Genomic DNA, 24,382 nt, shown 5'->3' on the forward strand with positions numbered 1-24,382 from the left:
CTATTTACCTCCAGTTAACAGATGCTGATTGACTATATCCATTGAGTTCCGTAGACCCTTTATTTCACCCACCAGCGTGCCGATATCACCGTGCAACTGGCGCAGGATCTGAAAAACCTCTTTATCGTTATCTTCCATCCGCTGGTGCTGACCACATACGTTTTTGCGCTCTATCTCCAGCCTCAGATCTGCAGCGGTTGTTGACAGGGCCTGTTTCTGGTCTGCAGTAGCTGTAGCTATAGCCTTTTCAGCGCTTGAGGCTGTTTTCTCGGCTGCTTCAAGCCGACTCTGGAACCCTTTGACTTCCCTTGAAATCAATATTTTGATTATCGTGACCAGGAAACCATTCCAAACCAGAAACAGACCAACAGCCCAAATAAACTGCGCCCAGGTAATCGTCACAACGCCCTCCAGTGTTCATGTAATGTCTGACAGTCTATGCATTTACGGCAGCCGGGCATGGCCATACGGCGGGCTTCCGGGATCTCTTCTCCGCAATCTTCGCACTCAACCAGGCTCTCACCTCTGGGCATGGCCCGCTGTTGTGCGGCTATTGCATCGCCTAGAAGCTGTTCGTTGATCTCCTGGGCGCGGTCAATCTCATCTGGCACGGCAGTCCTCCAGCGCCTTCAAAAGCAGCTCGTTATCCTGATAGATCCGGTCCAGCTCGCTTTTTTTTATAGTCACCTCGGTACCGCCCGCATCAATGGCCACGTACCGCGCTGAGCACCCGATCATGCTGATCAGCATGTAGATTAGCCAGCTGGCCAGCATCAGCCTGTGCAAGAGCCTTGCGGTAGATCTGGATGTTTGCATCGTGGTTTGCCCCCTTGTTCCGTGCGTCCCAGGACCGTATCCCCTCCACGATAATCGGGAGGAGATAGGCCAGGATCTGCAGTGCCGCTTCCATTACTGGACAGGCGATACGGGCGTAGCCAGCCCGACGATTGGATCACGGACCACAACCGCTTCCCGTGTGGCACCTACTCCAGGGATCTGGGCCAGCAGGGCCTCAACAATCCGTTCCGCCTGCTCTTTACTGACAGCAGGCATGGCAGCCAGAATGTGGCTGACGGCAACATCAAGTTTTTCACTGCCGGTCAGGGTTTTCATATCGCCCACCCGCTTGGCAGCCATTTCCTCAGCCAGACTGATCCCCTGGAAGGCCAGGCGTTCAATGGCGTTGTCCTTTTGCAGCAGATAGTCGATCTTGAACTTGTTACCCAACCAGTGCAGCGGAATGGCCAACAGGCCAAGCAGGGCGGCAGAGATCAGGGGAAACACTGAATCCCGCAGGAAGGTTGCCAGGGCAGCCGGGGCTGGGGAAACGGCGGGGGCAGCGGCAGGCTCGGCAGCGATCGCCAGGGCAGCTATGCAGAGGACGGACAGGGTCAACAGCAGGGTGAGCAGTTTTTTCATGGTTAGGCTCCTTTTGAAGTGGCAAACAATTTGCGGATGTTGTTGTAGCGGCGCTCCACATCGTCAGGGCGTTTCTTGCCCCAGATGGTGCCGAGCTTGTACTTATGGATATCTTGACCAGTAACCGGACGGCCCAGTTTGGCCAGGTATGAAATAGCCTTGCCGTGTGCCTTCATGTCGTACTGGTTGTGGTAATCGCAGGCGTGGATAAAGGCCTCATCATCGGCATAGACAATGCCAGCGGCCTTACTGATGCCGCGTACCCAGTTGATGGTGCCGTCGATCTGGGCGGTGTCGTACAGATCCACCACGGATTTATGCGCGGCCAGCTTGTCGTTCAGATCTCCGATAGGTCCGGTCTGAGTGCGGAGCCTGGCGATGTCTGCATCGGTAAATCCACACTCTTTTAGACATTCAATAGCTCGGTGGTTGTTGGCAATGTCAAATTGAGCAACGCCGAATGAATAGCCGGATTTGCCGGTACGGACGCCGTCTGCGTCACTGAAGCGGTAGACCAGGGCCATGTTGCCGCCCAGTTCGTTTTTGATCAGGGCCTGACGGAGTAGATCGTTGAGTTGCATACTGCCTCCTGTACTTCGGGGGGACGGCTTACGTCCCCCCTCTTGCTACGCGGGCCACTGCAGTAACGCTTACGCCTTTCGAGGGGAATTCCCGTTACCCATTCCCGGCACACCTTGCAGTTTTGAACGGCCCTTCTCGTGTGGGTTTTGATTTAACCGGTAAGGGGTTTATGGCCTCCTGTTTCGGTGCTGCAGCACCGTAACAGGAGGGAGGGGGCAGGAATAAATAAAGGAGTTTAGAAATAGAAAGCCCCGGCCGGGGTGGTCGGGGCTGGTAAAAGTTAATAAGTGGCGCGATTAAAATATTTTGCCGCAGCGGGTGCAGACACAGTCTCCGCGCGCAAAAACGTGATGGCTGGTCAGATGCCCATGGCGCGCGCACATTGTCTGTGCCCACACGTTATGTTTTTTAATGTGGATCTGAAGATCTAGCCAAATTTGTGCTTTTTTAGCTATTTTTTTCTTTACGCGTTTTCTCATGTTTGTCTCGCGGCTTATATGCCAGTTAGAGGCGGTGTGTCAATGGGGTTTTGTTGCGATAATGAATTCACCCTATTGAGCGTCAGATGTCGTTTTTTGTAGCTACATACAGGATTAGGCGACATTTTGTCGTTTTATCCTAAATTTAGGGTGTCTAATACTCGTTATAAGACTAAAACTGGCTGGCTCAACTCTTGCTCTATCCGCTTGCAGGCCGTTGCAAAATATTCTGGGTCTTTCTCAACTCCAATAAATTTTCGCCCTGTCCGTATGCATGCAATGCCGGTGGTTCCGCTGCCCATATACGGGTCAAGCACCGTTGCTTTTTGGGGAACCTTTGCCAAATCCAGACACCAGGACATGAGCGATATAGGCTTTTGCGTGGGGTGTACTCGCTCTTTAGACTCTCCCTGCAAAGATACGTCCCGCTTGCAATAGACTCCGTGCCCGCCCTTCATCCACGCAACTTCAGCATCAGACAAGAAAGAACCGAATCCTTCGTCATATCGTTTCAGCCATACCAAGGTGGTTCCAACCGGCAAACGGCAACCAAAATGGTTTGAACCCCACAAAATCACCCTGTCAAAATTAACCCACGGGGCAGGGTCAAACGGCTCGTTGTCGTGCAGTATTGTCTTTCCGTGGTGCTTAGTTGGTCCGGTCTTGCCTGTACCATTTTTGCCCCGTGTAACCTTTCCGTCCCACGCCATCCCATACGGCGGGTCAGAAATAACGGCATCAACTTCAGACATAAGCGGAAGCACGTCACGGCAATCAGCGTTGTATAAGGTCACGTTTTCAAATTCTACCTTGTGCATACAGCGTCCTTACGTCTTCTAACGGCTCAATCAACTCGGACTGACCTGCTGTGTCAGTCCCATCAGCATTCTGTGTTTCAGGTTTCCAATCAAATTTTTTCCGAGATTCACCGGTCAGCCGGTTATCTCGTTTTCGTTAGATGCCTATGCGAAACCCGGCCCACATTCATACGCAACCCAATTCTCTGCCCCTTGCCGTTGGTAATGAATCTCTGACAATGGGCCACATAGATGCACACGCCAGTCAGAATCAGGGAAATTAGCCGCTACAGCCTCCACCGCTGACATTGAAATGCAGCTGTCGTAATCAGACCCATGCGGTTCGCTGTAAAAACACTCGTTGTCTTTAGTAACAAATGCACTCCCAAAACCTACAGAGACATGCGCCGCCATCGGTATATTTGGCACACCGTCAAGCTGCTGCATTTTTTCGTACATATCATGCTCCCTTGCGGCTTCTAACCGCTCAATCAAGTGCGACTGGCTTACAGCCAGCGCCTTATCTCGTTCTCGTTAGAAACCCTTCAAAAAGGTATTTCGTCAATAGGCTCAACGCTGCAAACAACGTTAGTCACCCTACGCACCCTAGCAACAGATTCCAGAAGCACGAAATCAGTGTCCGGGTATTTGGCTCCAAGCCGCAAAAGTTCTTGTTCTGCAAGTTCTTTTGTCGGGTGCATAAATCTGGGCGCTTGTTTTTCCGGTATTTTTTCTCCGCCCCAAGCATCAACAGCATCATCAATATTAACAATCATCCAGAACTGTCCGTATGCCATACATGCTCCGGTTTCTAACCGCTCACTCAACACGGACTTGCTAACTGTACGTTGGTGTGCGGCGGTTACTTTCTATGTATTTTCAGTGTCTTAGTCATTCCAAATTACGCAAGCCGGTTACCTCGGTACTCGCTAAACAGTACGTCTCGCGGCCTGTACTTTGTCAAAATTGCCTGACTTTATAGCTGTGATAAAGCCGTCAACCAGTTTTTGAGATTGCTTCAATTCCCAAAAATCATAAATAGTTAACGAAGTGTTCGTTCCATTTAACTCAAATACATTTATCTCAAAGTGGAATCCATCAGCAGTAAAGCCTGCAGAGGCGGTCACTTGCAGTGTGCCTAGCTTTAAATTAGATACCTTAGTTAAGGCCTTGCGATACATATTCAGTAATTGCGAACGCTTGTATTCTTTTAATATCAACGCTTCTTCTCTGGTTTTATAAAACATATCCCCTCCAGCATGGTCCGGCGCTTGAGCCTTTGCATGGTTCAATTCAAGCCGTTATCCCTCAAATCTGATCCCATTCGGATACTCACGATCCAGCCTCTCTGCCTGTGCCGCTGCCAGCTCCGCCTTAATCCGGCGTTCTTTGATCTGCTCGGCCCGCAGCAGATCGGCAAACTCCTGCGGTATAGCCCTCTTTCCGCCCTCGTAGTTCTGTAATGTTCGGTACTTTTTGTGGGTGACCGCTGCCAGATCCCGCAGACTAAAGAGCATCTCTTCGCGGATTTCACGCATCTGTTCTTTGGTCATTACTGGGTGTACTTTTGGCTGTTTTTTGCTCAATTATGCACCCGCTTAAAATAGATCTTGCTGCTGGTCGTCATCACCTTGGTGGTCACAGAGCTGCCGCACCCACACCTCAGACAGGCCATACTTATGGGCGCAGCCCTTGTATCCGATCAGGGCCTTGTCGCGCCGTACCATCTGGTCGCGCAGCTGCCGCAGAACCGCATCAAGTTTGGCAACGTAGAACTGTTGACCGCCATAATGTTGAGCTATCTTAACGGCACCCTCGACGCCAACCACCGAAGCCAATTCACGCAGCTGTGGCGGCAGGTCGGCTTCTTGCAGGTCGGCTATCCATGGGCCAAGCTGCAGCTCATACTGGCTCATTGTCTTGTTCCTTTCCTAGTCCGTCCAGAATATCCTGCAGCTTTGATGCACCCTGGGCGTGCTGTTCTTCGGTACGTTGTGGCGCTGCCTGGGTTTTTTGTGGCCGTGCTGGCAAGTGGTCGATCAGGTCGATAATCTGGGGCCATTCGCGCAGCCTGGTGTACATAAGCCTGAACGCTTTGGCTATTCTCGGGTGGTCCAGTTCGGGGCAAAGATCCATGTCGCTCATCATGTTGAGCCACATTTCAGCCGTGGCCGGGAGCACTTCAACAGCCGGAGCTTTGGGCAGGGCCAAAGAGATCATCTGTTGAAAACCTTCGCCTATCAGCTGGCGCAGCCAGTAGTCTTTCTGGTCAGAGCCTTGCCGCCGCCATACCGATAGGTGCTGAATGGCCTGAACACGGCGGGGAACATGCCGGGTATCTTGTCCGGGCTGAACAGGGGCATTAAAGCGGTCTTCGAAACGTTGTATCGGGTTTTGCATGGTTATCGCTCCAGCCAAGCTTTAAGGGCTTCAATGATGCGGCCTTTTTCATAGGTGCTACACCACTTGAGGGCGTCTTTGCCTGACATACGCTTGACGTAGGCAGAGAGGGCTTTGGCGTTGTTTGATTCTACCTTGCCTGCCTTGTGCAGACTGGCCCAGAGGCCTTGTATCTTGCTGGTCTGAGGGTCATCACCCAGGCGACGCTTGACGTTTGTACGCTTTTCCCAGACACCGGCTGCCACCGCTTTATCTTCCAGATCTGCGATCAGTTCATCGGCCTTGGCAATGGATAGCCTGGTGCTGGTTTTAACGCCGTAGCCGGACAGGGTGGCACGGTAGGTATCATCATCAAGCTTTAAGGCGCCCTGAAGGGCGTGGATCTTCTTTATCTGGGCTGGGGTCGGCATGGTCTATCCCTCTATCAGGTGGTACTGGTACACGCCACGCTGTCCGGGCAGCTGGTTGCAGGTGATGGTGTGGCCGTTGGCCCGCAGTTCGGCAATGATGCTGTTGACGGCACAGACGCCGCAGCCCATGACTATTTCAAAGGTGGTTGCAGGGCCTTTGCGAAGGTAAGCCAGTACCTGCTGCAGACGCGGGCTGTTTTCTATTTTTGCGGCATGCATGCGTTTCATATTTTCCCTCTTTTCCTGTTTGGTTTGAGGTTTAACCGCTCAATGGGTGGCCGGACTCTCCCCCTCCTGATTCAGGAGGGGGCTGGGGGGTGGTACCGGCCACCGGTTCAACGGTTAAGCCGCTTTCTTTGGTTTTGCTGCTTTGAACTGCAGCACTACCTTTGCCGGTACCGCGACCTTTTCGCCTGGCTTCTGAGGGTTGACCGCCATGCGGGCCGGTTTGGTTACGGTTTTGAAGGTTCCAAAACCCTGGATGATTACCGGTTCCGGGCTGGTCTTGATTGCGTCAAGTACGGCCTTTGCCTGCTCTACGGTTACGTTTGCCACTTTTGCTACATCTGCGATTCCCATGGTTAAGCTCCTTAAGGTTTGTATTCCCGGCACGTATAGTCCGGGTTGATGGTGATGCCGAGCAGCTTGCATTTTGGTTCAGCCGCTGAAACGTTTTCCTGGTACTTTCTGTTACAGTACCGGCAGCGCTTGTTGCCGTCTTGTCTGCCTGCCGGTCGGTAGTCTGCCCTGATCTTGATGGAGGTACGCATCTGGGGCATTACGACACCTCCAGCACTTTGCCCTGGTCTGTTTCCAGCAGGGTGACCTGCAGCCCCGCCCGTTTGACGTAGTCACGTAGCGGCATGTTGTCCGGCACTGTTGTTGTAGCCCGGCGGAAATCGCCGAGGGTTAATACCTCGCGGGTGGTGATGATCTGTTCATTCATCAGGTCACCTCCTACAGCGCCGCTATATCAAGCGGGATGGCGATGTATTCGCCCAGGACGTTCCGCTCATACAGCCGGATCTGTTTCTTGCTGCTGATGACCACAATAGCTTCGTTGATGATCTGCATGGCTTCATTCCAGCGCTCGTTTTCAATCTTGAATCCGCGCAGGCGCAGGATTTCAGCTACTCGCAGCTGGCCACCATCCAGGCTAAACGCTGCCGTTACCAGTGTCCGCAGGTCTGAGGTGTCGTTGCTGGTCATTTCATCCAGGGCCTCATTAAGCTTTGCCTGGGCGGCCTGCAGTTCTGGGCCAAAGTTGATCTTTTTCTGGACGGCTATGGTGAGCTTGTAACGGCGATCAAAGGTAAAGAACTGCATGTTTCCGTCCTGACCACCCCGCTTGACCTGGTACTTTTCAAAGAGCAGATCAAGCACTGCTGCCACGTCCTCAAAGGTGTGCTGCTTAAAGCGCTGCACTTTGCCGGACAGGTCTTTCCAGATCACGGCGATGGAGAGCACCAGGTCATGATACAAAAGGTCTTTTTCGTGGATGTTTTTGACTAGTACCAGGCTTTCGTTCTGATCCAGCATCCGGCCATTAATCACCTGTGGATGCTCTGTTTCAAAGCTAAGTAAGTCCTGGCGCTTCAGGGCGTAACCGGTGTCACTGGTAGCCGCTGCCCGCTCGGTTACTTCGCCCCAGGTGACGTCTTGTAATTCAGCTGCGCTGTATTCCAGTGAGCTGATCATCGTCTTGATGGCAGTTTCAGAAGCGGTTTGCGCTTCTTTACCTGTTGCGTGGTACTGCATGCCCTCATGTGGGCTGTAGCTGTAATATTTCACTGCTTCCTCCTGTTGAGTGTGTTGTTGGTGATGATGTCGTTTGTTCTGGCTTCCCAATAACTGGCACGGGCTTCATGTAGTTCTGCCAGCGACCGGATGTAGCGGACGTTTGAGGTATGTTCCGCCCACATAAACCCAATATTTAGTCCTATTGCCAGGGCCAGCAGTATCAACCAGCCGGGTTTCATTTCCAAAGCCTCAACGCCCCACTGGCCAGCAGCCCGACGGTCATACGGCCATCATAGTAGGCGTGCTCTCGCATAAAGCGCTTGGTACGGTTCCATTTACGGCGGTTATCAAGGTGTTTAAGGACTCGTTTAAACATGCTTTTAAACATGGTCGGCCTCCTCCTCTGCTGTCTCAGTCATGATGTGTTTCAGTGCGATCGGCATTGGCAGATTTACATTTATAACGCGGCGCTCTATGGCCCAGGCGATTCGGACCAGGCCGCAGAAAATACCAATGGCGACAACGATACCGGCAAGAAATATGTAGTCCATGGTAGTCTCTCCTATCTGTTCTGTTCGCAGCTCTGGCAGGCTTTCCAGAGCCGGACGGCTTGATGGTTAACGGCGGCAAAGGGCTTTTTCCTCTCATCAGCGCAGCGGGACAGCGGTATGTCTTCAAGCACCGGGCAGGTAACGAAGAGGCCGCCAAAGGTCTCGATCACGCGGCGCAGGATGTGTTCAGGGTTTGGATAATCATCGTTTACGATCCTGCTGATAGTGGCGGGGCTGCACCCCAAAATACGGGCTACTTCGTTCTGGCCAAGTTCTTCCCGTTTTGCTTTAAGCAGCTGCATGGCGTCTGGGTAGGTCATTCGGCACCCCCTTCTACCTTGCTCCAGACAACCTTTTTAAGGTTGGGATCGTAGATCTGCTTGGTGCGCTGGATCTGAGGCGGCTGCGGCCCGGTCCACATGGTTGGTATCAGCATGTAACGGGTGGCCTGACCGCTGCCCGGTTTGCCTTTAAGCCCGGTTTTAGCGGGGGTCTTTACCGACAAATATCCAGCTCTGTGCAGGGCCTGGCAGTAGTTGCGGGCCTCTGATTCGGCGATCTCAACCTCATCGGTGGTGGCGTTGAAGGCCAGATCTACCGGCGTAAATTGCTTGATGATCCGCATGGCGTTCCACATCTGCAGGCGGCCATTACCCTGGGTGACCGGTGTGCCGTCTTTGCGTATCCGGGGGGCCTCATGACCTACGTCGTTGATCAGTCGGTAGACGTTTGATTCACCGCGTTTCCCTTCGCTGATGACTTGCAGGTACCCGGCCTTGGCCAGGGCTGCCAGATATTCGCGGATGGTGGAGGCATCAAGCATTACGTCCAGCTCTTTGGCGGTAAAGGTCCAATCTTCCTTGTTGCGGACCTCATCCCAGATGGCCTGGCGGCACTGGCTGGGCTGTTGTTTATCTATGGGCTTGCGGCTCATTAACCACCTCCAGGCCTGTGGCTATCAGTTGCCGGGCAGCCTCAGACCGGCTGCAGCGGTTCTTTTTCATAAACCTGACAAAGTGGCTTTCCTGCCGATTAGTAAGCCTGGTCTGCACATGGTAAGAACGCGGGTCATCCGAGTTCCGTTGAAAGGCCTTGTGGTGGCTCATGACAGCCTCCGTGGTTGCGGGGCTTCTCCGGTGTAGAGATCGCGCTTGCCCCATTGTTTGAGGCCAATGGTGGTTGTGCCCTGGTTGGCGGCTTCGTCTTTGATCAGTTCAAGGTTGGTGGCGATCCGGCGAACGCTGCCTTTTGCCTTGGTATGGATCAGGCTGAGCAGATCATCACCGATGGTGATGCCTGGGCAGTAGAAGTTGGCCAGTACCTTTACGTCGTTGACATCGGCTGCCGGTGCGGCGGTCCATTCCATTATTCTGCCGTGGAAGCGCTCCCACTTGACCAGTTTGGCTGGTAGACGTTCTTCCCCGATCAGCAGTATTGGGGCTTTGCTGCCTTCGTAGATGTCGCGGACGATCTCTACAGCGGCCTTTTCTACGATATGGTCCATTTCATCGATGATCAGTGGCCGCCCGGATCTGGCCAGTTGTTCGCAAACCTGGTCAAGCATGCTGGTGACGGTGTGGGCCGGAGTGATCCCCATGACCTTGAGGATGTTTTCCAGCAGGGCCTTTTTGGTCCAGACGCTTTTGCATTCGATGTAGTAGGCCCGCATCTTGTTGGCTACGAAGGCGGCTGCGGTTGATTTACCGAAGCCTGAGAACCCGTAAAGTACGGCCATACCGGGCAGGTGCTGGCGGCGTTCGGTGATCCGTTGCAGACTGGCCATGACAAGCATGACGATTGAGAGTGCGGCTGTGTTGACATCCAGTTTCTGCTGTGACATGATTCCTCCATTCGAGTTAATTGTGGGGAGCGGGCATCGCCCCCAAGGAAAGCCGGGTTGCCGCCCGGCTTTTCTATTTGACGGCCGTCAGGTGCGATTCCTGTGGCTGCATCATCTTTTGCAGGGTGTTCCACGCCTTCCATACGCCGCTGTTCTGCCAGTTCTTCCACCAGGCTATTTCTTGGTCTGACAACGTCATCCCCGCCTTTTTACGGTCATTCAGATCTTGCCAGCAGCGCAGCCGGGCCTGATCGTCTTCTGGCGGTTCCCACTCGGCCACGATCTGGGCCTCTTCAATCTGGAGCTGCTTGACGACACGCAGGCAGGTTTCCTGTATTTCTGGGGCGTGTTCGACAACAACCTGACCAGGGCCTTGCATTTCAAGCCGGACTTCTTCTGCCTGGCGTTCAAGCCGCTTTAACCGGCCTTTACCGCGCTTGACACGGGCCAGCTCAACGACTGATTCTGCAAAGTAGGCGCTGGAGTTGCCACCCAGGGTGGCGACGGCCAGCAAGCGGCCATGTTCCAGGTCACGCACCCATACTTTGCTGGCATCAGAGGGGCTGTAGGCGACCTGGACGCGCTGGCCGTTCCATTCTTCCAGATCTGCGCTGTAGTAGCGTTTGGGCTGTCCGGTGGTGAGGGTGCCAAACTGGATCTCACCGCGCACGACGGTGCGTTCAACAGCCGGGTGATAGAGGTCTGGCAGTTCATTGGCGGGGTGAAGCCATTCTTCTTGCTGCAGTTCTTGCCGCATCCGCTGCAGGCCGGATTCCCATGCCTGGTTGGGCGTCATGTGGATCCGCTTTTTGGTGTGTGGATCCCGGATGGCTGGCAGGCCGCTGTGGGGGGTGTTGTTGTAGCGGTCTATGATGGTGTTGACCTGGTTGATAAAGTCATCCCATTCAATCAGCAGGGCTGAAGCGCCTTGTTCGCGGAGCTGTTTTCGAGTGTGCTTGTAGGCCAGCTGTTTGGCATCGGTGTCCATGGGTGCGCCAATGTAGGTGCAAAGCTGCTTGGCCACTTTGATCAGTACGGTCTGGTGTGCCCGTTCTGACAGGCCGTGGGCCTGTGGGTTCCGTGGGCGGCTGTACTCAGGGGTAATTGACAGCCGGTTCAATATGCCGGTGCCTGGGGCGGTCATCATCTGGTTTTTGTATCCGCTTCCGTTATCGGTGTAAAAAATGGCCGGTACGCCCCAGGTTTCACAGGCAGCGCGCAGGGCATCCAGTACAGCCAGGCCGGATTCAGCCAGATCACAGGACCAGCCGACGACCTTGCGGGAGTAGACATCAAGCACCGGCGTGACTTCCGGCCGGAACGGGCGGCCGTGGTAGGGGTGGGCCACTTCTGCGTCTACGCAGTGGCCGTCTGCGGTGTAGGCATCCCCTGGGTACATGGTGGAGGTGTCGCGGCGGCGGAAGAGCTTCATGGCCTTGAGTTCATTGCCGGTTTTGCGGCCTTTTTCTTTATCTATGGCGCCAAGCTTTTGCAGGTAATGACGGGCCTGGCCGTAGGTTGGCATCGGCATACCCTTGGGCAGGTTGGCTTGCAGCGCCTCCAGTACCTCAGTCAAATGCGGTTTCTGCGGCCTGCGCCAGCAGACCATAAGAGCCTGCGCCCAGACCGGCTCTTGATAGTTTTCAACGTCTTTGGGTGCCAGGGCCAGGGGGTTATGGTTGCTGCTATTCCAGGTGGACCACCATTTGATGATGCCGCCGTAGGATAGGCTGCGGGCTGATCCTTTGCGGATGTTGGCAGCAGCGTAGATTTCAAGTTCGTGCCCTTCAGCGGCTTTAACGATGGTGTTAATGGCGTTGTTAACACCTACGACCGGAGCGGCCCGCTCTATCAACCGCATGATGGCCACACGGGCGTCCATGCAGTCACGCTGCCACTGTTTAAGCTGTGCGGTGGTAGTGGCTGGCTGCAGGGTGGAGCGGACGGCTGGCAGATCTGCGGCACCCTGGGTGGCCGGTACCGGCGCAGCAGCTACCAGGGCCTTGGTCAGATGGTTTTGTGTGGCTTCAGGCAGTGCAGAAAGAGGGTACTCACGCCCACCGCCACGACCGGCGCGTTTTTGGCTGGGCCAGTTGCTTGACTTAGCAAGACGGATCACTCCGCTTTCAGTCTCAGGCATGCCAGGCAGCCCTGCCAGCTCTTTGGCGGTGTAGTGGGTTTTCACTTTAAGCCACGCTTGGCCATAATGGCCTGCATCCTGGTCTTTATGGTGCGCTCTTGCTCTTGCAGGCGTGCCAGTTCAACCAGGTCTTTGTCTTCTGGGTGCAGTACATCGGCGTCAAGCGGTTCAAGCAGATATTTAAACGGGTCCAGACATCCCGTAATGTGGCATATAACCACAACCTGGACAGCAGAGGGCTGGTAATCAGGGTTGGAAGACAGGAGCTTGTCAAGGCTGTCTTTACTGATATCCTTAAGGGTAGCTTTGCTGATCTGAGCGGCCACCAGGTAACGATCATAGCCTTGCAACAGGCGCGAAAGCAGCTGCTTAAGTCCCAGAACGATATCCAGGCTACCCTCTGCCAGATCAGTATCAAACAGCGGCTGCTGTTTTGATGAACTGGTATCAATTTTCCGTGTATTTTTTGCCATGACAGGCCCCTTTGTTGCGTGGTAATGTTGCAACAGATCAGGCGTACAAGTTAGGCCACAGTTTTTCGATAGGTTTGCCTACCCGCTTGGCAACGGCTTCATGGACACGGCGGCTTTTATGCTGGCGGTAACCGCTTATGGCACCTGCAACAGAGGACCGGGCAAGGCCCAGCTCTTTTGCTATGTCAGTCTGTTTGATGCCGCGTTCTACCAGCATAGCTTTGATTTTATTAGGCGACATGGTTAATCTCCTGAGGTGGTTATGAACGAAGAAGCTATAATCAAACGATTCGCTGAAAATGCTACAGACATTGAAATGCTTAACGAGCGTGTCGAAGCCCTGGAATTAGCCGTCAGCTTCCTGCTGCACCAACTGCCTGATGGTGCAGGGCTTCGCTTTCTGAGCAGCCAGGCGAATTCTGTTGAAGAGGGCCAAAAAGCTCCTGGCGTAGTTGAGGCATTAGACTTTTTACGCGATCTTGTCGGCGGGCTTCGCGGGCAGCACGGATCTGTTCAAGTTTCTCAAAAGGGACAACTGGGATCATAAAAAGCACCCTCTCTTTTTTTATTCAGCATCCCGAACGTTTCCGGCTGCTGTTGTTTGAGAATATACCTTTTAGTTTTCTGCGCAGTCAACAAAAAAATACGCGTCAGAGTTTGGAAATCTTCGCACCCAGGGTGTATTATGAAAAACGTAATTAATTACAGTATATTACAAAACTATGACGCGTCAGAGTTTGATTGCTGTCATCGGTCAGAGTTAGGCACATGAACTCTGACGTATTCAAGGATAGGCTTCTTGCGGTTATGGGTAAGGAGTCAAAACGAGCATTCGCAGAAAAATGCGGGGTATCTGAAGGCACAATGCGCAGTTATCTGAGGGGCGACACAACTCCTGATCTAGATACACTCCAAGTAATCGCCGAAAAGAATGGTTGCAGCTTGGCGTGGTTGGCAAGTGGCGAAGGGAAGATGAAGCGGGGGGGCGAACCTGCGGTGCATGATGCGGCGCCTAGGTGGGAACCAACAAACGGGCACCCAGCGTCAAAGAGCGCCCCTCCAGACGGTCCTGAAGGATATTCTGATTATGAGTTGAGGCTTGTTCTGCTTAGGGATATCATTGAAACGTATGAAGGCATGAGACCCGGCAGGGAACCTGAACGTAAGGCGCGTGAAATAACTATCATCTATCGCCATTTTATGGAACATTTCGCACGTCATTTGGATGAAGTTGAGATCAGCGAGTATATTGATAGGTGGTTGTAAGGAGGGTGTATGAGATATTTTATGTTTTTTATGCTGTCATTGTTAGCTTTAAACGCGTCTTCTTATGCATCTGATTGTAAAATAATAGAAAAAGATGGATCTACCGAGGTTGTTTGTGTAGGCAATGATGATGATAAAATTATTTTGGACAAGGAAGAAAAGAGAGTTGATCAACTGAACAAAGAAAGGCTTATTGAAATAAAAAAGGAGTTGGAAGTATTAAAGTCAAAAGCAGATGAAGCCACAAGGCAGATGCAAGAAGAAGCTAAAACGCGGATCAATACTGTTAGGGTCGCTTCTTTAGATGTTATCGATATTTCAAGGTCGCCGTATTACGTAACATACAGCATTAAAGCGCAAATTGAAAATATAGGCCCTAAGGGCAATATATCGGTCGATATCATTGCATCAAATAATTCTGGTTATGAGTTGGAAAAGGTGGTTTTAAGAGGTTTTTTTGCTGCCGATTCATCGCGGATATTAACACACACGGTTATGGTTAAAACTGGTTTAGCAAATCGTATTGGTGGTTGGAAGGCCGTTAGTTACAGCAAGTATTAGGCTATAACGGTCTACATTACTTCCAAACCGCTCACAAAAAAGACGCTTTCAGGGGCGTCTTTGAATTTTACTTCCAAATGTCTCACAACAATGCTTCAAAATTTTTGCCACGTTTTTTTCAGTGTTTCTGGTCTGTCCCACAATATTCCATCTTATCCCGGTTCATCCCACCTACTTCCTAAGCTCCTAGCTCCTCACACTTGCCGAAGTTCAGCTTGGAAAAATCAGGCGGCTGCACAGCAGCTGTCTGCAGATGAGACAGCTGCTGCCCCCCGTGCATTTCTGTTGCCAACATGCTTGCAAGCCTTTTTATCACCTCTGTAGACATTCCTGTTGCCGGAGTTGGATCAAAACCCAGCTCCTGCAAATAGATATGCGGGAACGACCGCTTGAACTCCTCAGGATCCAGAATATCCCGTCCCAGGTGTTCCAGGATAGACTCCTTCTCTGCCAGCAAACCCTCCCTAAAATCACCGTATGTGTCTTCGGTCAGCGTTGAACGTGACGAGTGTCCCGTCAGATTTTTCAGACGCGTTGAATCTACCCCTAGTAAAACCATCCAACCGACAAACGTGTGGCGTAGGCTATACATGTTTCGGTGCGGAAGGCCTGCGGCCTTCAATGCCGGACCCCAGATCCGTTTTAAGATAGTTGTGTAATTGAGGGGAGTTTTGCCATCCTCCATGGTAAACACATACTCGCTTTGGGAAGATTCTGCTGCCTGCTGCATAATGTTGTTAAAATTTGACCCCAGTCTTAGCTCACGCGACCGGAATGTCGTTTTTGCCCGGTTTTTCTGGACACCGCGGGAGTAGGATCGCTTGATTTCAATGTGGTCATCGTGAATGCAATCTTTCTTGAGTCCCTTTAGCTCAGAGAAAATCATGCCCATCCGCATAGCCTCAAACAGAGGCCGATAATGTATCGGCACATGCATAATGAAATTCAGCCATTCACTCAGCAGCCATACTTCACGCGGTTTATGCCTGACGTCGCCGTCTTCATCGAAAAGCGCTTCAATCTTTTTGATCCGCCGGAATGCCGGTTGAAATGGATCAACATACGGCCACTCGTAATCTGAGCAGGCCTCTTGATACATTTTCCTTTGAAGATTGAGGATGTTTCGCATTCTCACCGCCGACAGGTATTGGCCCTGACGTTTACCGCTGATATGTTTAAGATTACGAACAAACATCTTCAGTGTGGATGAGGTTAGCTCTGCAAATGTCAGGTGCCCAATCATCGGCTTAATCCTTGATTCTATGAGATCCGTGTAATCTATTTCCATAGAAGCATGGATCGTTTGTTTCTCCTCCTCCAGCCAACTGTCCGCATATTCGCTGATGGTAACATCACCTGGCTTTACAACAGGCACGCCATAGAGCGACCGTTCCAATTCAGCAAACTTGTCCAACTTCTCTTGATCAGCATTAGGGAAAAATTCTTTGAATCTGAAGGTCTTGTTTTTTAGAGCTGCTCTGACGTCGTTCAAAAAAACAGCCAGGTCTCGCTGATTGTCTGGCGTATCCTCCATGCCGCTGGTCATGCGAACACGTTCTTTATAAATCCTGCAGTCAATATGCAGATACCCACGGACCACCCTGATGTTGCCAAATGTCGGTTTCACTTCCATTTTCATGTCCTTTCCATAGCCCACCCCCTCAGACGAGTTTCGTTCGCCTAAATAGGATACGCCTGTTTATGCCGCCTGTATAGCCGACCGCTTAACCTGAAATGCAGGTTTTCGACCACCAGGTCGTGAATTTGCGATCTGTGGTAATGCTCGTCTGCGATTATCCTTCGGTTTGATCAGATCCTCAGTCGACTTCATTGGCGGCTGGATTGCTAATGCCGTTTCAACCATCAACTCATTTGCAGAGTTTGGCTCTGTGTTTGCGTGAGCAACAGTCATCCCCATCTGCATGAGCAATTGATCGCGCATCACCATCTCCCGGCACGGCCAGAAAAATTTCTTTTCTGATCCGTCAGAGATGTAATCAAGACCATCGACATAGTGTCCATCCCTAATTCGCTGAAAAATAGAGGTCCGCCCCAATTTTCTGCGCTCACTGAACTCAGCCAGTGTCAGTATGTCGGTGGTTACCAGAGCCAATGAGCCGTCCTGTCCGTTAATGCTGTTGCCTGATGAATTCTATTAAAGCAAAAACCAGATCGAAAATTCCAGTCGAGGGCAAAGATTTATTTCTTGTAATATTAGTGTGTTATGATTTGAGGCAAAAATAATTGAATTTTTATTCAGAAGAATTTCTAAAAAACAATGGATATGATATAATTCAGCACACTGATTGTATGTATACTGAATTATATTAAGGAGGTCCCATGACCGAACTGTTGGAACGCTACACCGAACATCTACGCTGGTTAGCCGAATACAGCCTGCTACCAGCCCATCTTTTAGCTGTTGGACACTGGTATACGCCAGCTGTATGCGTTGGCTGCCTGGCGCTGTTGGCTCATGTTGCTGTAGCTGCCAGCCATCTCCGGTCAGGACACAATACTGTCAGGGTGTAGAGGGGGGACTCATGAATACTACTGTCGATAACATGGCATTACTGTCGAGAAACGGACATCAGCCAAGTTCTGCGGCACCTCTACGGGTGGTTGTTGTGGACGATACAGTGCTGTCTGAGCAAGCAGATGGACGGGTTCTATCCTGGCGGCCACTGTTGGTTGAAATCAGGATTCAAGAAAGTGAGCTGGCTTACCTGAACCGGGTTGCCAATTGTCAGGCCAAACGGGCCTGTGGTGCTGGTGTTGCCTGGGCATCAGGCCAGATAGTCGACCATTGTGACGAACTTATCAACGAGATTATCCATGGCATGATGGATGCACAGATACAACAGGCAGAACGCCTCGACAGGATATTTATACTGGTAGCGATAGTGGGGTTGATTATGATTCCATTCAGTCCCATGGTCGGCATGATGACTGTAATGTTCTGCATGCTGATTGGACGGGTTGTATGGTTGGTTGCACAGTACCGTAATTGCAAATTGGCAGCACTCCTGATCCAGCTGGATGACACGCATGATGCCCGGGTTGACCAGATATGCCTGCTGCATATCCGGCAGGATGTATTGCGCGGCGGTGTTCAATGAATTTGCCCTGTCGTGATTACCGGTGGCCACCATACCGGGTCATATGGCGTTCAGCGCAGATCAAACGGGTCGGATCAGTGCGACTGGCGCGAGCTCGGGTAAGGCAGGACCGGTTTCGTTGGTTTGAGAGTCATGATGTCATCGTAGTGATCATGGAGGCTGGCCCATCAGCTCCGCGGACACTGGCAACCTATGCCACACAAGACCCTGATGAGGTGATAGGCGGGCATGTCCAGCCGTTTTTGAAACTGTATCCAGGCGGGGTCGATATGTTGTCCTGTGATGAGTACTACGGCTGGCCCTGGGGCGAGGCACTGTGGTCGGCATTTCACAACGACGATCTGAGCCATATTGGCATTGAACGCCGAACTAAACTTCTGCTTGCAGATTGGATGAGCAGGCCGGTGCCCGGCTGGGAACCGGTTGATCGAGGTAAATCCGGTCTATCGATCATAAGCCATACCATCGCTCCCGATGGTGAGGACCTGATTGTAGCGGTGGAACCAGACCGGATAGCCATTTATGCAGGAGACATATTCTCAGCACCGACACTGACGCAGAAACGGTTGGCCCTGGCGGTGCCGCACTATGCGCCGGACACTGCAGTGCTGTCGAGATACCTGCCGCATCGCCTGCTACATGAGGCCAAATACATCATGCGCTGGTACCGTAAACTGATCTACGATTTAGTGTTGGCAGAGGCAAAAACGGCCATGGTCTGATCTGCACCATGATCAAGAAAATGGTAGAGTTAAATACGCAGTATTTTAAATGTGGATCTTGTCACTTGATAATTGCTCGAATCCCAGGAATTCGAGCTTTTGGCAGTGAATTTTCGGAAAATGGTCGCATAAGTAACTGCGTTACTTGTAATGTGGATTTTGTCACTGGATGAGACTGAAATAGCAGCTATGAGATACGGCCGTTTTCAGGTCGCAATGAACTAAGCCAGTCGGACCAGTGACGTTGTCCATCAGATATTGTGCCAGGAATGGCGGTCAGGTTGCTACCCAGCCGCTCACCAAACAATTTCATGGCATCATCGACCGACAGGCTGACATCCATTCGGGCACTCATTCGATCGCTGCAGTCCTGGCTAGCGATCATGACATCGGGATAGGCGCTACGGACCTGATTGGTTAGTGCATGGATGGCATTGCGCTCTCCAGACATGCGAAATTTGATCATAATTATGCCGCCTCCTGTTTAATTGTTGGAGTTGTGACACGCGGTCGGCCCCTGCGCGAACTTTTAACCGCTGCCCGTTCTCCAGCAACAGGTGTGCCGCTGGGGGACAATTCTGTGAAGGACGGATCAGCAGGTTTTTCGTCAGGTAGTTCCGGTTTTGCTCCTAAAGCTGGTTCATCAGCATGGTTTGATGAACCGGATGCAGCAAGTCCGGACAGCAGCGTTGTGTTGACCTGCTCAAATGTTGTTGCCCTGGCCCGTTCTGCAGTAGCCTCAGCCTTGGCGGTATCACGTTCGGCGGTCAAGCGCGCTACCTGTTCACGGAGTTGGCCGTTCTGCGCCAGCGCAGCCGCCACCTCCTCCTCTGCCACAGCCGTCGTCTGTGAGGCATCCTGCTTGGTTTGTTCAACCGCAACTCTCAATTTACCGGCTAACTCATCACTGGTCCGCTGCAACACATCAGCCAGTGCATTGGCCAGCTGGCCAAGCATGACCTGCCCCTGTCGGGCATATTGATCCAGCACATTCACCAGCTCACTTGGCAGGGTGGCTGGTGTGGCATTTATCTGGTCACTGCTGGTCGGTATTCGCTCTGCCATAACCTTGTCTCGCATACGGATCAAAGTAGAAGCTGATGGTGTAAGACCATCATAACGTTCAAATATCCTGGCTGATATGCTTGCGATGGTTGGTGTCATGCTATTAACCCGACTGACATTGCCTTCCGCGATCAGGTCAGCTACCACCTCAGCAACCATCGCTTCGGTGCAAACTTTGCGGACGTTCGTTGCATTGTTGTTCATCTCTTCCATCTGCCCTCCTGTTACTCGGTAGTATCGTAATACTCAGTAATACTGGTTCAGTATTACTGAGCCGACGTGACCTACTTGTTGAATATGCTGCAGGATCGGTGCCGTGAGATCATCATGGCAAATCGGATGGGCAAAAAGCAAATCACCGGAGCATTTTTTTACAACAAGCCGTTATTATGAAGTTTTATTAAATGTGATATGTCAGGCATGTATAAGCAAAAACATCGACATTTGCACTACTGGTCCAGATAGGCTAAAGAAATGAAGATGGAGTCAGTAATTTTAAAATTATCGGCCTCCATCCAACCAGCAAAGGACACTCCATGCCTATAAAAAAATCTGAACTCTACTCATCCCTCTGGAAATCCTGTGACGAGCTGCGCGGTGGTATGGATGCCAGCCAGTACAAGGACTACGTACTGGTGCTGTTGTTCGTCAAATATGTCTCTGACAAGTACGCCGGTGATCCTAATGCCTTGATTGACGTCCCTGACGGCGGTAGCTTCAAGGATATGGTGGCCCTCAAGGGTGACAAGGAGATCGGTGACAAGATCAACAAGATCATCGGCAAGCTGGCCGAGGCCAACGAGTTGAAGGGTGTCATCGATGTTGCCGACTTCAACGATGCCGACAAGCTGGGTAAGGGTAAAGACATGGTCGATACTCTTTCAAAGCTTGTGGCGATCTTTGAGAATCCCGGCCTTGATTTCAGCCGTAACCGGGCAGAGGGGGACGATATCCTTGGTGATGCCTATGAATACCTGATGCGCCACTTTGCCACCGAATCCGGCAAGAGCAAGGGGCAGTTCTACACCCCGGCCGAGGTCTCCCGCATCATGGCCAAGGTGATCGGCATCGGCAGCGCCACCAGCTCAACTCAGACAGTCTATGACCCCACCTGCGGATCCGGCTCGCTACTTCTCAAGGCCCATGACGAAGCACTGGTGGACATATCTATCTATGGACAGGAAAAGGACGTCGCCACGACAGCCTTGGCCAAGATGAACATGATCCTACATAACTGCCCCACTGCAGAGATTGCTCTAGGAGGAAGCAGCACCCTCTCATCCCCCCACTTCAAAGAGAAGGAAGGCGGCCTCAAGCGGCACGACTATGTGGTGGCCAATCCCCCCTTTTCCACCAAGGCATGGAGCAACGGCTTTGATCCGGCCAATGACCTGTACAACCGCTTTGCTGATGGCATCCCGCCAGCCAAGAACGGTGACTACGCCTTTCTGCTGCATATTCTCACCTCACTCAAGAGCAGCGGCAAGGGGGCGGTGATTCTGCCCCACGGTGTACTGTTCCGGGGCGGCGCAGAAGGCACCATCCGCACCAACATCATCCGCAAGGGCTACATCAAAGGGATCATCGGCCTGCCTGCCAACCTGTTCTACGGCACCGGTATTCCGGCCTGTATCATCGTGCTGGACAAGGAACATGCTGCCAGCCGCAGCGGCATCTTCATGATCGATGCCAGCAAGGGGTTTGTAAAGGATGGCAACAAGAACCGGCTGCGGCATCAGGATATTCACAAGATTGTGGATGTATTCACCAAGCAGACCGAGCTGGCCAAATACTCCCGTATGGTCAGCCGTGCCGAGATTGAGGCCAATGACTTCAACCTCAACATCCCGCGCTATATCGATGCCACTGAACCGGAAGACCTGCAGGATATTGAGGCTCACCTGAAAGGGGGCATCCCCAACCGGGATATTGATGACCTGAGCCGCTACTGGCAGGTCTTTCCCAGCCTGCGCCAGACCCTGTTTGCACCGCTGCAGCGCAGCGGCTACAGCAACCTGACCATCGCCGCTGCTGAGGTCAAGGCTGCCATCTTCAGCCACCCTGAGTTCAGCGCCTTCAACAGCAAGGTCACCGCCCTGTTTGAGCTTTGGAAGAACGCCAACCACCAAGAGCTAACCAGCATCAGCATTGGCGGTCATCCCAAACAGTTGATTGATACCATCAGTGAAAGCCTGCTGGACAGCTTCCGTGCTGCGCCGCTGCTTGATCCGTATGATGTCTACCAGCACCTGATGACCTACTGGAGCGAAACCATGCAGGATGATGTCTACCTGCTGGTGCAGGAGGGCTGGCAGGCAATCATTGAAGGCAAGCCTAATACCGACCTGATCCCACCCAGCCTGATGGTCAGTCGTTACTTTAAGGCAGAGCAGCAGCAGATTGAGCAGCTAGAGGCAGCACGGGATGCTATCAGCCGCCAGATGGAAGAGCTGGAAGAAGAGAACAGCGGCGAGGATGGCCTGCTGGAAGAGGCCAGGACCGACAAGGGCAAGCTGACCAGCAAGAGCATCAAGGATCGGCTCAAGGCAATCAAGAGCGACAAGGATGCTGCTGATGAACGCAAGCTGCTGGAGCAGTATCTGGAACTGCTGGAGCAGGAGGCTGCTGCCAACAAAAAGGTGAAGGATAGCCAGAAGGCGTTAGACACCACGGTAAAGGCTAAGTATGCCACCCTGAGCGAGGCCGAGGTCAAGACACTGGTGGTGGATGACAAATGGCTGGCCACCTTGGCTGCCGATGTGCAGACTGAACTGGACCGGGTATCGCAAGCCCTGACCAGCCGGATCAGGCAGCTGGCGGAACGGTATGCCATGCCGCTGCCGCAGTTAACGAGCGAGGTAGAGGCGTTGAGTGCCACGGTGGATGCACACCTTCAGCGGATGGGGTTTGTATGGAACTGAAGCCGGGGTACAAACAGACCGAGGTGGGGGTGATCCCGGAGGATTGGAGTGTAAAATGCTTCGGTGAAACTTGTTGGGTGAATCAGGGGCTCCAAATAGCAATACAAAATCGGAAAAAACATCCATCCGAAAAATCAAAGATTTATATAACTATTCAATTTTTGAATGACGGAAAAGAAGCTGAATATATCGACGTTTATACATCATCTGTCTGTTGCGGTAATGACGATGTCTTGATGACCAGAACTGGCAATACAGGCATTGTTGTAACAAATGTAGACGGCGTTTTTCATAATAATTTTTTCAAGATAAATTTTGATAAGCAACTGGTTGATAAAGACTTTCTTGTATATTCTTTGACTTCACCAAGCATGCAAAAAACCATTTTGACTAAAGCTGGAACAAGCACTATTCCAGATTTGAATCATAATGATTTCTACTCCATAAACACGCCCCTCCCCCCTCTCCCCGAACAACGCGCCATTGCCGCCGCCCTCTCCGATGTGGATGCCCTGATCGCCTCGCTGGACAAGCTGATCGCCAAGAAGCGCGATATGAAGCAGGCCGCCATGCAGAAACTGCTGACCGGCAAACGCCGCCTACCGGGGTTCAGTGGGGAGTGGGAGGTGAAGAGGTTGGGGGAGGTCAGTGAAATCTCAATGGGTAGAACACCAAGTCGTAGAAACGCTTCATACTGGGGGCGCGGTTACAAGTGGTTATCTATCGCAGACTTGCAGGAAAAGGTCGTTTCGGAATCGAAAGAAGAAATCACAGAGCTTGCAGCATCTGAAATGGCAATCATCCCCAAAGGCACTTTGTTGATGAGTTTCAAGCTGTCAATCGGCCGACTCTGCTTTGCTGGATGCAACCTGTTTACAAATGAGGCCATTTGCAGTTTCAACAAATTACAGGCAGACGCCAATTACCTCTACTATGCACTTAATCGTGTCGATTTCTCACTATATGGGAAGCAAGCCGTGAAGGGTTACACGTTAAATAAGGAGTCTTTGCAGCTTGTTGAGGTGCCATACCCAACAATCCCCGAACAAACCGCCATCGCCGCCATCCTCTCCGATATGGACACCGAGATCGCCAGCCTGGAGCAGAAGCGGGACAAGACCCGGCTGCTGAAACAGGGGATGATGCAGGAACTGCTGACCGGGAGGATTCGGCTGGTTAACAGTGCAGAGGCATTGCATGACTAGCTCTGCAGGGGCACATGATGCTGGCGGTAAATTACGTCCTGACTGGCCGGAGGATTCTGTTGTTACTGCCAGATTCTCGCCATGTGGTCGCTATCGGTATGAGTTGTCTGAGATATGGGATTGTAACAAGCCGTTGGTTCTTTGGATTTTGATGAATCCAAGCGTTGCCTGCCTAGACCATAGCGACCCAACATTGCGTAGAACCGGCAATTTCTCACGATCTTGGGGATATGGCGGACAATTAGTCGGCAATGTTCACGCCTACCGGGCAACTAACAAGCATGATCTTCTTAAAGTCGATGATCCTGTCGGGCCAGATAATGATCTGGTGATTTTGGATATGGCGAGCCGGGCTCAAACCGTTGTGCTTGCCTATGGTTCCCCACCCCGTCAGCTTAAAACACGCGGACAAAAGGTAACCCGGTTGCTGCAAGACCACCCGGGACTTTCCTACTTGAAGCTGTCAAAAGATGGCGTGACGCCGGTGCATCCGTTGTACTTGCCTTCCAGCTTGCAGCCAATCCTATTCAATAGTCATATGAATGCAACTTCCGGCATTCAGTGATTTGATATAATTTTTAACTGTATTTGAGATAATTGTTTTGCTGTATGAAAATAATATATTGATATTTAAACAGTATTAGTTATTAATTCGAGATATCCTTTTACACACCTTGAAGAAGAGTATCGCC

40 protein-coding genes are annotated in these 24,382 nt (G+C 51.9%); 9 read left to right on the forward strand and 31 right to left on the reverse strand.

All coding sequences use genetic code 11. The annotated features are described in order from the left end of the window. The 27 genes from FY034_RS12975 to FY034_RS13105 form a co-directional block, all read right to left on the reverse strand. Positions 1 to 402 carry a hypothetical protein gene (locus FY034_RS12975; RefSeq protein WP_265551200.1) on the reverse strand — a complete coding sequence of 134 codons (402 nt, stop codon included), beginning with the start codon at positions 400 to 402 and terminating at the stop codon, positions 1 to 3. Further along, positions 399 to 611: a TraR/DksA C4-type zinc finger protein gene (locus FY034_RS12980; protein WP_265551202.1), complete on the reverse strand. Its 213-nt coding sequence runs from the start codon at positions 609 to 611 to the stop codon at positions 399 to 401. Before FY034_RS12980 ends, FY034_RS12975 begins: the two co-directional genes overlap by 4 nt. Continuing rightward, entirely contained in the window at positions 601 to 816 is a 216-nt protein-coding gene (locus FY034_RS12985; RefSeq protein WP_265551203.1) for a hypothetical protein, read from the reverse strand. Before FY034_RS12985 ends, FY034_RS12980 begins: the two co-directional genes overlap by 11 nt. A 93-nt stretch (positions 817 to 909) precedes the next feature. Next, positions 910 to 1,419, reverse strand: coding sequence for a hypothetical protein (locus tag FY034_RS12990; protein WP_265551205.1), 510 nt, complete (start codon positions 1,417 to 1,419; stop codon positions 910 to 912). A gap of 2 nt (positions 1,420 to 1,421) precedes the next feature. Beyond that, positions 1,422 to 2,000, reverse strand: a complete 579-nt coding sequence (locus FY034_RS12995; RefSeq protein WP_265551207.1) for a hypothetical protein — start codon at positions 1,998 to 2,000, stop codon at positions 1,422 to 1,424. A gap of 644 nt (positions 2,001 to 2,644) precedes the next feature. Further along, positions 2,645 to 3,298, reverse strand: coding sequence for a DNA-methyltransferase (locus FY034_RS13000; protein ID WP_265551209.1), 654 nt, complete (start codon positions 3,296 to 3,298; stop codon positions 2,645 to 2,647). Between the two features lie 144 nt (positions 3,299 to 3,442). Then, positions 3,443 to 3,736 carry a hypothetical protein gene (locus FY034_RS13005; RefSeq protein WP_265551214.1) on the reverse strand — a complete coding sequence of 98 codons (294 nt, stop codon included), beginning with the start codon at positions 3,734 to 3,736 and terminating at the stop codon, positions 3,443 to 3,445. Between the two features lie 86 nt (positions 3,737 to 3,822). After that, positions 3,823 to 4,074, reverse strand: coding sequence for a hypothetical protein (locus tag FY034_RS13010; protein ID WP_265551216.1), 252 nt, complete (start codon positions 4,072 to 4,074; stop codon positions 3,823 to 3,825). A 132-nt stretch (positions 4,075 to 4,206) separates the two neighbouring features. Further along, positions 4,207 to 4,524: a hypothetical protein gene (locus FY034_RS13015; protein ID WP_265551217.1), complete on the reverse strand. Its 318-nt coding sequence runs from the start codon at positions 4,522 to 4,524 to the stop codon at positions 4,207 to 4,209. 54 nt (positions 4,525 to 4,578) lie between these two features. Further along, positions 4,579 to 4,830: a helix-turn-helix domain-containing protein gene (locus tag FY034_RS13020; RefSeq protein ID WP_265551219.1), complete on the reverse strand. Its 252-nt coding sequence runs from the start codon at positions 4,828 to 4,830 to the stop codon at positions 4,579 to 4,581. A gap of 45 nt (positions 4,831 to 4,875) precedes the next feature. Next, positions 4,876 to 5,193: a Mor transcription activator family protein gene (locus FY034_RS13025; RefSeq protein WP_265551221.1), complete on the reverse strand. Its 318-nt coding sequence runs from the start codon at positions 5,191 to 5,193 to the stop codon at positions 4,876 to 4,878. Next, complete coding sequence (locus FY034_RS13030) at positions 5,180 to 5,677, reverse strand: hypothetical protein (protein ID WP_265551223.1); 498 nt, start codon at positions 5,675 to 5,677, stop codon at positions 5,180 to 5,182. Before FY034_RS13030 ends, FY034_RS13025 begins: the two co-directional genes overlap by 14 nt. Before the next feature lie 2 nt (positions 5,678 to 5,679). Continuing rightward, the gene (locus FY034_RS13035; protein WP_265551225.1) at positions 5,680 to 6,087 is read right to left on the reverse strand and encodes a regulatory protein GemA; all 408 of its coding nucleotides are present in this window, start codon (positions 6,085 to 6,087) and stop codon (positions 5,680 to 5,682) included. 3 nt (positions 6,088 to 6,090) lie between these two features. Beyond that, on the reverse strand, positions 6,091 to 6,315 hold the full coding sequence (locus tag FY034_RS13040) for a hypothetical protein (protein ID WP_265551227.1): 225 nt from the start codon (positions 6,313 to 6,315) through the stop codon (positions 6,091 to 6,093). Positions 6,316 to 6,429: 114 nt separating this feature from the next. Continuing rightward, positions 6,430 to 6,666 (reverse strand): HU family DNA-binding protein, encoded by a 237-nt coding sequence (locus FY034_RS13045; RefSeq protein WP_265551229.1) that lies wholly within the window; start codon positions 6,664 to 6,666, stop codon positions 6,430 to 6,432. 11 nt (positions 6,667 to 6,677) lie between these two features. Next, the gene (locus FY034_RS13050) at positions 6,678 to 6,866 is read right to left on the reverse strand and encodes a hypothetical protein (RefSeq protein WP_265551231.1); all 189 of its coding nucleotides are present in this window, start codon (positions 6,864 to 6,866) and stop codon (positions 6,678 to 6,680) included. Beyond that, complete coding sequence (locus FY034_RS13055) at positions 6,866 to 7,033, reverse strand: hypothetical protein (protein ID WP_265551233.1); 168 nt, start codon at positions 7,031 to 7,033, stop codon at positions 6,866 to 6,868. Before FY034_RS13055 ends, FY034_RS13050 begins: the two co-directional genes overlap by 1 nt. Positions 7,034 to 7,044: 11 nt before the next feature. Further along, the gene (locus tag FY034_RS13060) at positions 7,045 to 7,878 is read right to left on the reverse strand and encodes a DUF3164 family protein (RefSeq protein WP_265551235.1); all 834 of its coding nucleotides are present in this window, start codon (positions 7,876 to 7,878) and stop codon (positions 7,045 to 7,047) included. Between the two features lie 184 nt (positions 7,879 to 8,062). Beyond that, positions 8,063 to 8,215 carry a hypothetical protein gene (locus tag FY034_RS13065; RefSeq protein ID WP_265551237.1) on the reverse strand — a complete coding sequence of 51 codons (153 nt, stop codon included), beginning with the start codon at positions 8,213 to 8,215 and terminating at the stop codon, positions 8,063 to 8,065. After that, a complete protein-coding gene (locus FY034_RS13070) occupies positions 8,208 to 8,378 on the reverse strand; it encodes a hypothetical protein (protein WP_265551239.1) in 171 nt (56 codons plus the stop codon). Before FY034_RS13070 ends, FY034_RS13065 begins: the two co-directional genes overlap by 8 nt. An 11-nt stretch (positions 8,379 to 8,389) precedes the next feature. Continuing rightward, on the reverse strand, positions 8,390 to 8,698 hold the full coding sequence (locus FY034_RS13075; protein WP_265551241.1) for a helix-turn-helix domain-containing protein: 309 nt from the start codon (positions 8,696 to 8,698) through the stop codon (positions 8,390 to 8,392). Beyond that, positions 8,695 to 9,312 (reverse strand): hypothetical protein, encoded by a 618-nt coding sequence (locus FY034_RS13080; RefSeq protein ID WP_265551242.1) that lies wholly within the window; start codon positions 9,310 to 9,312, stop codon positions 8,695 to 8,697. Before FY034_RS13080 ends, FY034_RS13075 begins: the two co-directional genes overlap by 4 nt. Further along, a complete protein-coding gene (locus FY034_RS13085; RefSeq protein ID WP_265551243.1) occupies positions 9,290 to 9,484 on the reverse strand; it encodes a hypothetical protein in 195 nt (64 codons plus the stop codon). Before FY034_RS13085 ends, FY034_RS13080 begins: the two co-directional genes overlap by 23 nt. Further along, positions 9,481 to 10,218: an AAA family ATPase gene (locus FY034_RS13090; protein ID WP_265551245.1), complete on the reverse strand. Its 738-nt coding sequence runs from the start codon at positions 10,216 to 10,218 to the stop codon at positions 9,481 to 9,483. Before FY034_RS13090 ends, FY034_RS13085 begins: the two co-directional genes overlap by 4 nt. Before the next feature lie 73 nt (positions 10,219 to 10,291). Further along, the gene (locus FY034_RS13095) at positions 10,292 to 12,403 is read right to left on the reverse strand and encodes a DNA-binding protein (protein ID WP_265551247.1); all 2,112 of its coding nucleotides are present in this window, start codon (positions 12,401 to 12,403) and stop codon (positions 10,292 to 10,294) included. Continuing rightward, positions 12,400 to 12,831, reverse strand: a complete 432-nt coding sequence (locus tag FY034_RS13100) for a hypothetical protein (protein ID WP_265551249.1) — start codon at positions 12,829 to 12,831, stop codon at positions 12,400 to 12,402. Before FY034_RS13100 ends, FY034_RS13095 begins: the two co-directional genes overlap by 4 nt. A 37-nt stretch (positions 12,832 to 12,868) precedes the next feature. Beyond that, complete coding sequence (locus tag FY034_RS13105; protein ID WP_265551251.1) at positions 12,869 to 13,072, reverse strand: helix-turn-helix domain-containing protein; 204 nt, start codon at positions 13,070 to 13,072, stop codon at positions 12,869 to 12,871. A gap of 21 nt (positions 13,073 to 13,093) precedes the next feature. Between FY034_RS13105 and FY034_RS13110 the strand changes: the two genes are divergently transcribed. From FY034_RS13110 to FY034_RS13120, 3 genes are all read left to right on the forward strand, one after another. After that, a complete protein-coding gene (locus tag FY034_RS13110) occupies positions 13,094 to 13,378 on the forward strand; it encodes a hypothetical protein (protein ID WP_265551254.1) in 285 nt (94 codons plus the stop codon). Between the two features lie 221 nt (positions 13,379 to 13,599). Next, positions 13,600 to 14,097: a helix-turn-helix domain-containing protein gene (locus FY034_RS13115; RefSeq protein WP_265551256.1), complete on the forward strand. Its 498-nt coding sequence runs from the start codon at positions 13,600 to 13,602 to the stop codon at positions 14,095 to 14,097. A gap of 9 nt (positions 14,098 to 14,106) precedes the next feature. Next, positions 14,107 to 14,658, forward strand: coding sequence for a hypothetical protein (locus tag FY034_RS13120; protein WP_265551259.1), 552 nt, complete (start codon positions 14,107 to 14,109; stop codon positions 14,656 to 14,658). A 178-nt stretch (positions 14,659 to 14,836) separates the two neighbouring features. Here FY034_RS13120 and FY034_RS13125 read toward each other — a convergent pair whose 3' ends face one another. Together FY034_RS13125 and FY034_RS13130 are read right to left on the reverse strand one after the other, a co-directional pair. Beyond that, positions 14,837 to 16,297 (reverse strand): Arm DNA-binding domain-containing protein, encoded by a 1,461-nt coding sequence (locus FY034_RS13125; protein WP_265551261.1) that lies wholly within the window; start codon positions 16,295 to 16,297, stop codon positions 14,837 to 14,839. A gap of 60 nt (positions 16,298 to 16,357) precedes the next feature. Beyond that, positions 16,358 to 16,771 (reverse strand): hypothetical protein, encoded by a 414-nt coding sequence (locus tag FY034_RS13130; RefSeq protein WP_265551263.1) that lies wholly within the window; start codon positions 16,769 to 16,771, stop codon positions 16,358 to 16,360. A 227-nt stretch (positions 16,772 to 16,998) separates the two neighbouring features. Here FY034_RS13130 and FY034_RS13135 point away from each other — a divergent pair, with 227 nt between their 5' ends. The 3 genes from FY034_RS13135 (at position 16,999) to FY034_RS13145 (ending at position 18,499) form a co-directional block, all read left to right on the forward strand. After that, positions 16,999 to 17,190: a hypothetical protein gene (locus FY034_RS13135; RefSeq protein ID WP_265551265.1), complete on the forward strand. Its 192-nt coding sequence runs from the start codon at positions 16,999 to 17,001 to the stop codon at positions 17,188 to 17,190. A gap of 11 nt (positions 17,191 to 17,201) precedes the next feature. Then, positions 17,202 to 17,777: a hypothetical protein gene (locus tag FY034_RS13140; protein WP_265551266.1), complete on the forward strand. Its 576-nt coding sequence runs from the start codon at positions 17,202 to 17,204 to the stop codon at positions 17,775 to 17,777. Between the two features lie 146 nt (positions 17,778 to 17,923). Next, a complete protein-coding gene (locus FY034_RS13145; protein ID WP_265551268.1) occupies positions 17,924 to 18,499 on the forward strand; it encodes a hypothetical protein in 576 nt (191 codons plus the stop codon). A 187-nt stretch (positions 18,500 to 18,686) separates the two neighbouring features. On the opposite strand, the gene FY034_RS13150 is transcribed toward FY034_RS13145, so the two are convergent. Together FY034_RS13150 and FY034_RS13155 are read right to left on the reverse strand one after the other, a co-directional pair. Continuing rightward, complete coding sequence (locus FY034_RS13150; RefSeq protein WP_265551270.1) at positions 18,687 to 18,965, reverse strand: hypothetical protein; 279 nt, start codon at positions 18,963 to 18,965, stop codon at positions 18,687 to 18,689. Positions 18,966 to 18,967: 2 nt separating this feature from the next. After that, the gene (locus tag FY034_RS13155) at positions 18,968 to 19,777 is read right to left on the reverse strand and encodes a hypothetical protein (RefSeq protein ID WP_265551273.1); all 810 of its coding nucleotides are present in this window, start codon (positions 19,775 to 19,777) and stop codon (positions 18,968 to 18,970) included. Between the two features lie 323 nt (positions 19,778 to 20,100). Here FY034_RS13155 and FY034_RS13160 point away from each other — a divergent pair, with 323 nt between their 5' ends. From FY034_RS13160 to FY034_RS13170, 3 genes are read left to right on the forward strand one after another with little or no spacing between them, the layout of a single operon-like run. Beyond that, positions 20,101 to 22,485, forward strand: a complete 2,385-nt coding sequence (locus tag FY034_RS13160; RefSeq protein WP_265551274.1) for a type I restriction-modification system subunit M — start codon at positions 20,101 to 20,103, stop codon at positions 22,483 to 22,485. Beyond that, positions 22,476 to 23,690: a restriction endonuclease subunit S gene (locus FY034_RS13165; protein WP_265551276.1), complete on the forward strand. Its 1,215-nt coding sequence runs from the start codon at positions 22,476 to 22,478 to the stop codon at positions 23,688 to 23,690. Before FY034_RS13160 ends, FY034_RS13165 begins: the two co-directional genes overlap by 10 nt. Continuing rightward, on the forward strand, positions 23,683 to 24,255 hold the full coding sequence (locus FY034_RS13170) for a DUF1643 domain-containing protein (RefSeq protein WP_265551277.1): 573 nt from the start codon (positions 23,683 to 23,685) through the stop codon (positions 24,253 to 24,255). The genes FY034_RS13165 and FY034_RS13170 overlap by 8 nt, the downstream gene beginning before the upstream one ends. Positions 24,256 to 24,382 lie beyond the last annotated feature (127 nt).

This window comes from Trichlorobacter lovleyi (assembly GCF_015239775.1).
GTDB classification, from domain to species: domain Bacteria; phylum Desulfobacterota; class Desulfuromonadia; order Geobacterales; family Pseudopelobacteraceae; genus Trichlorobacter; species Trichlorobacter lovleyi_B.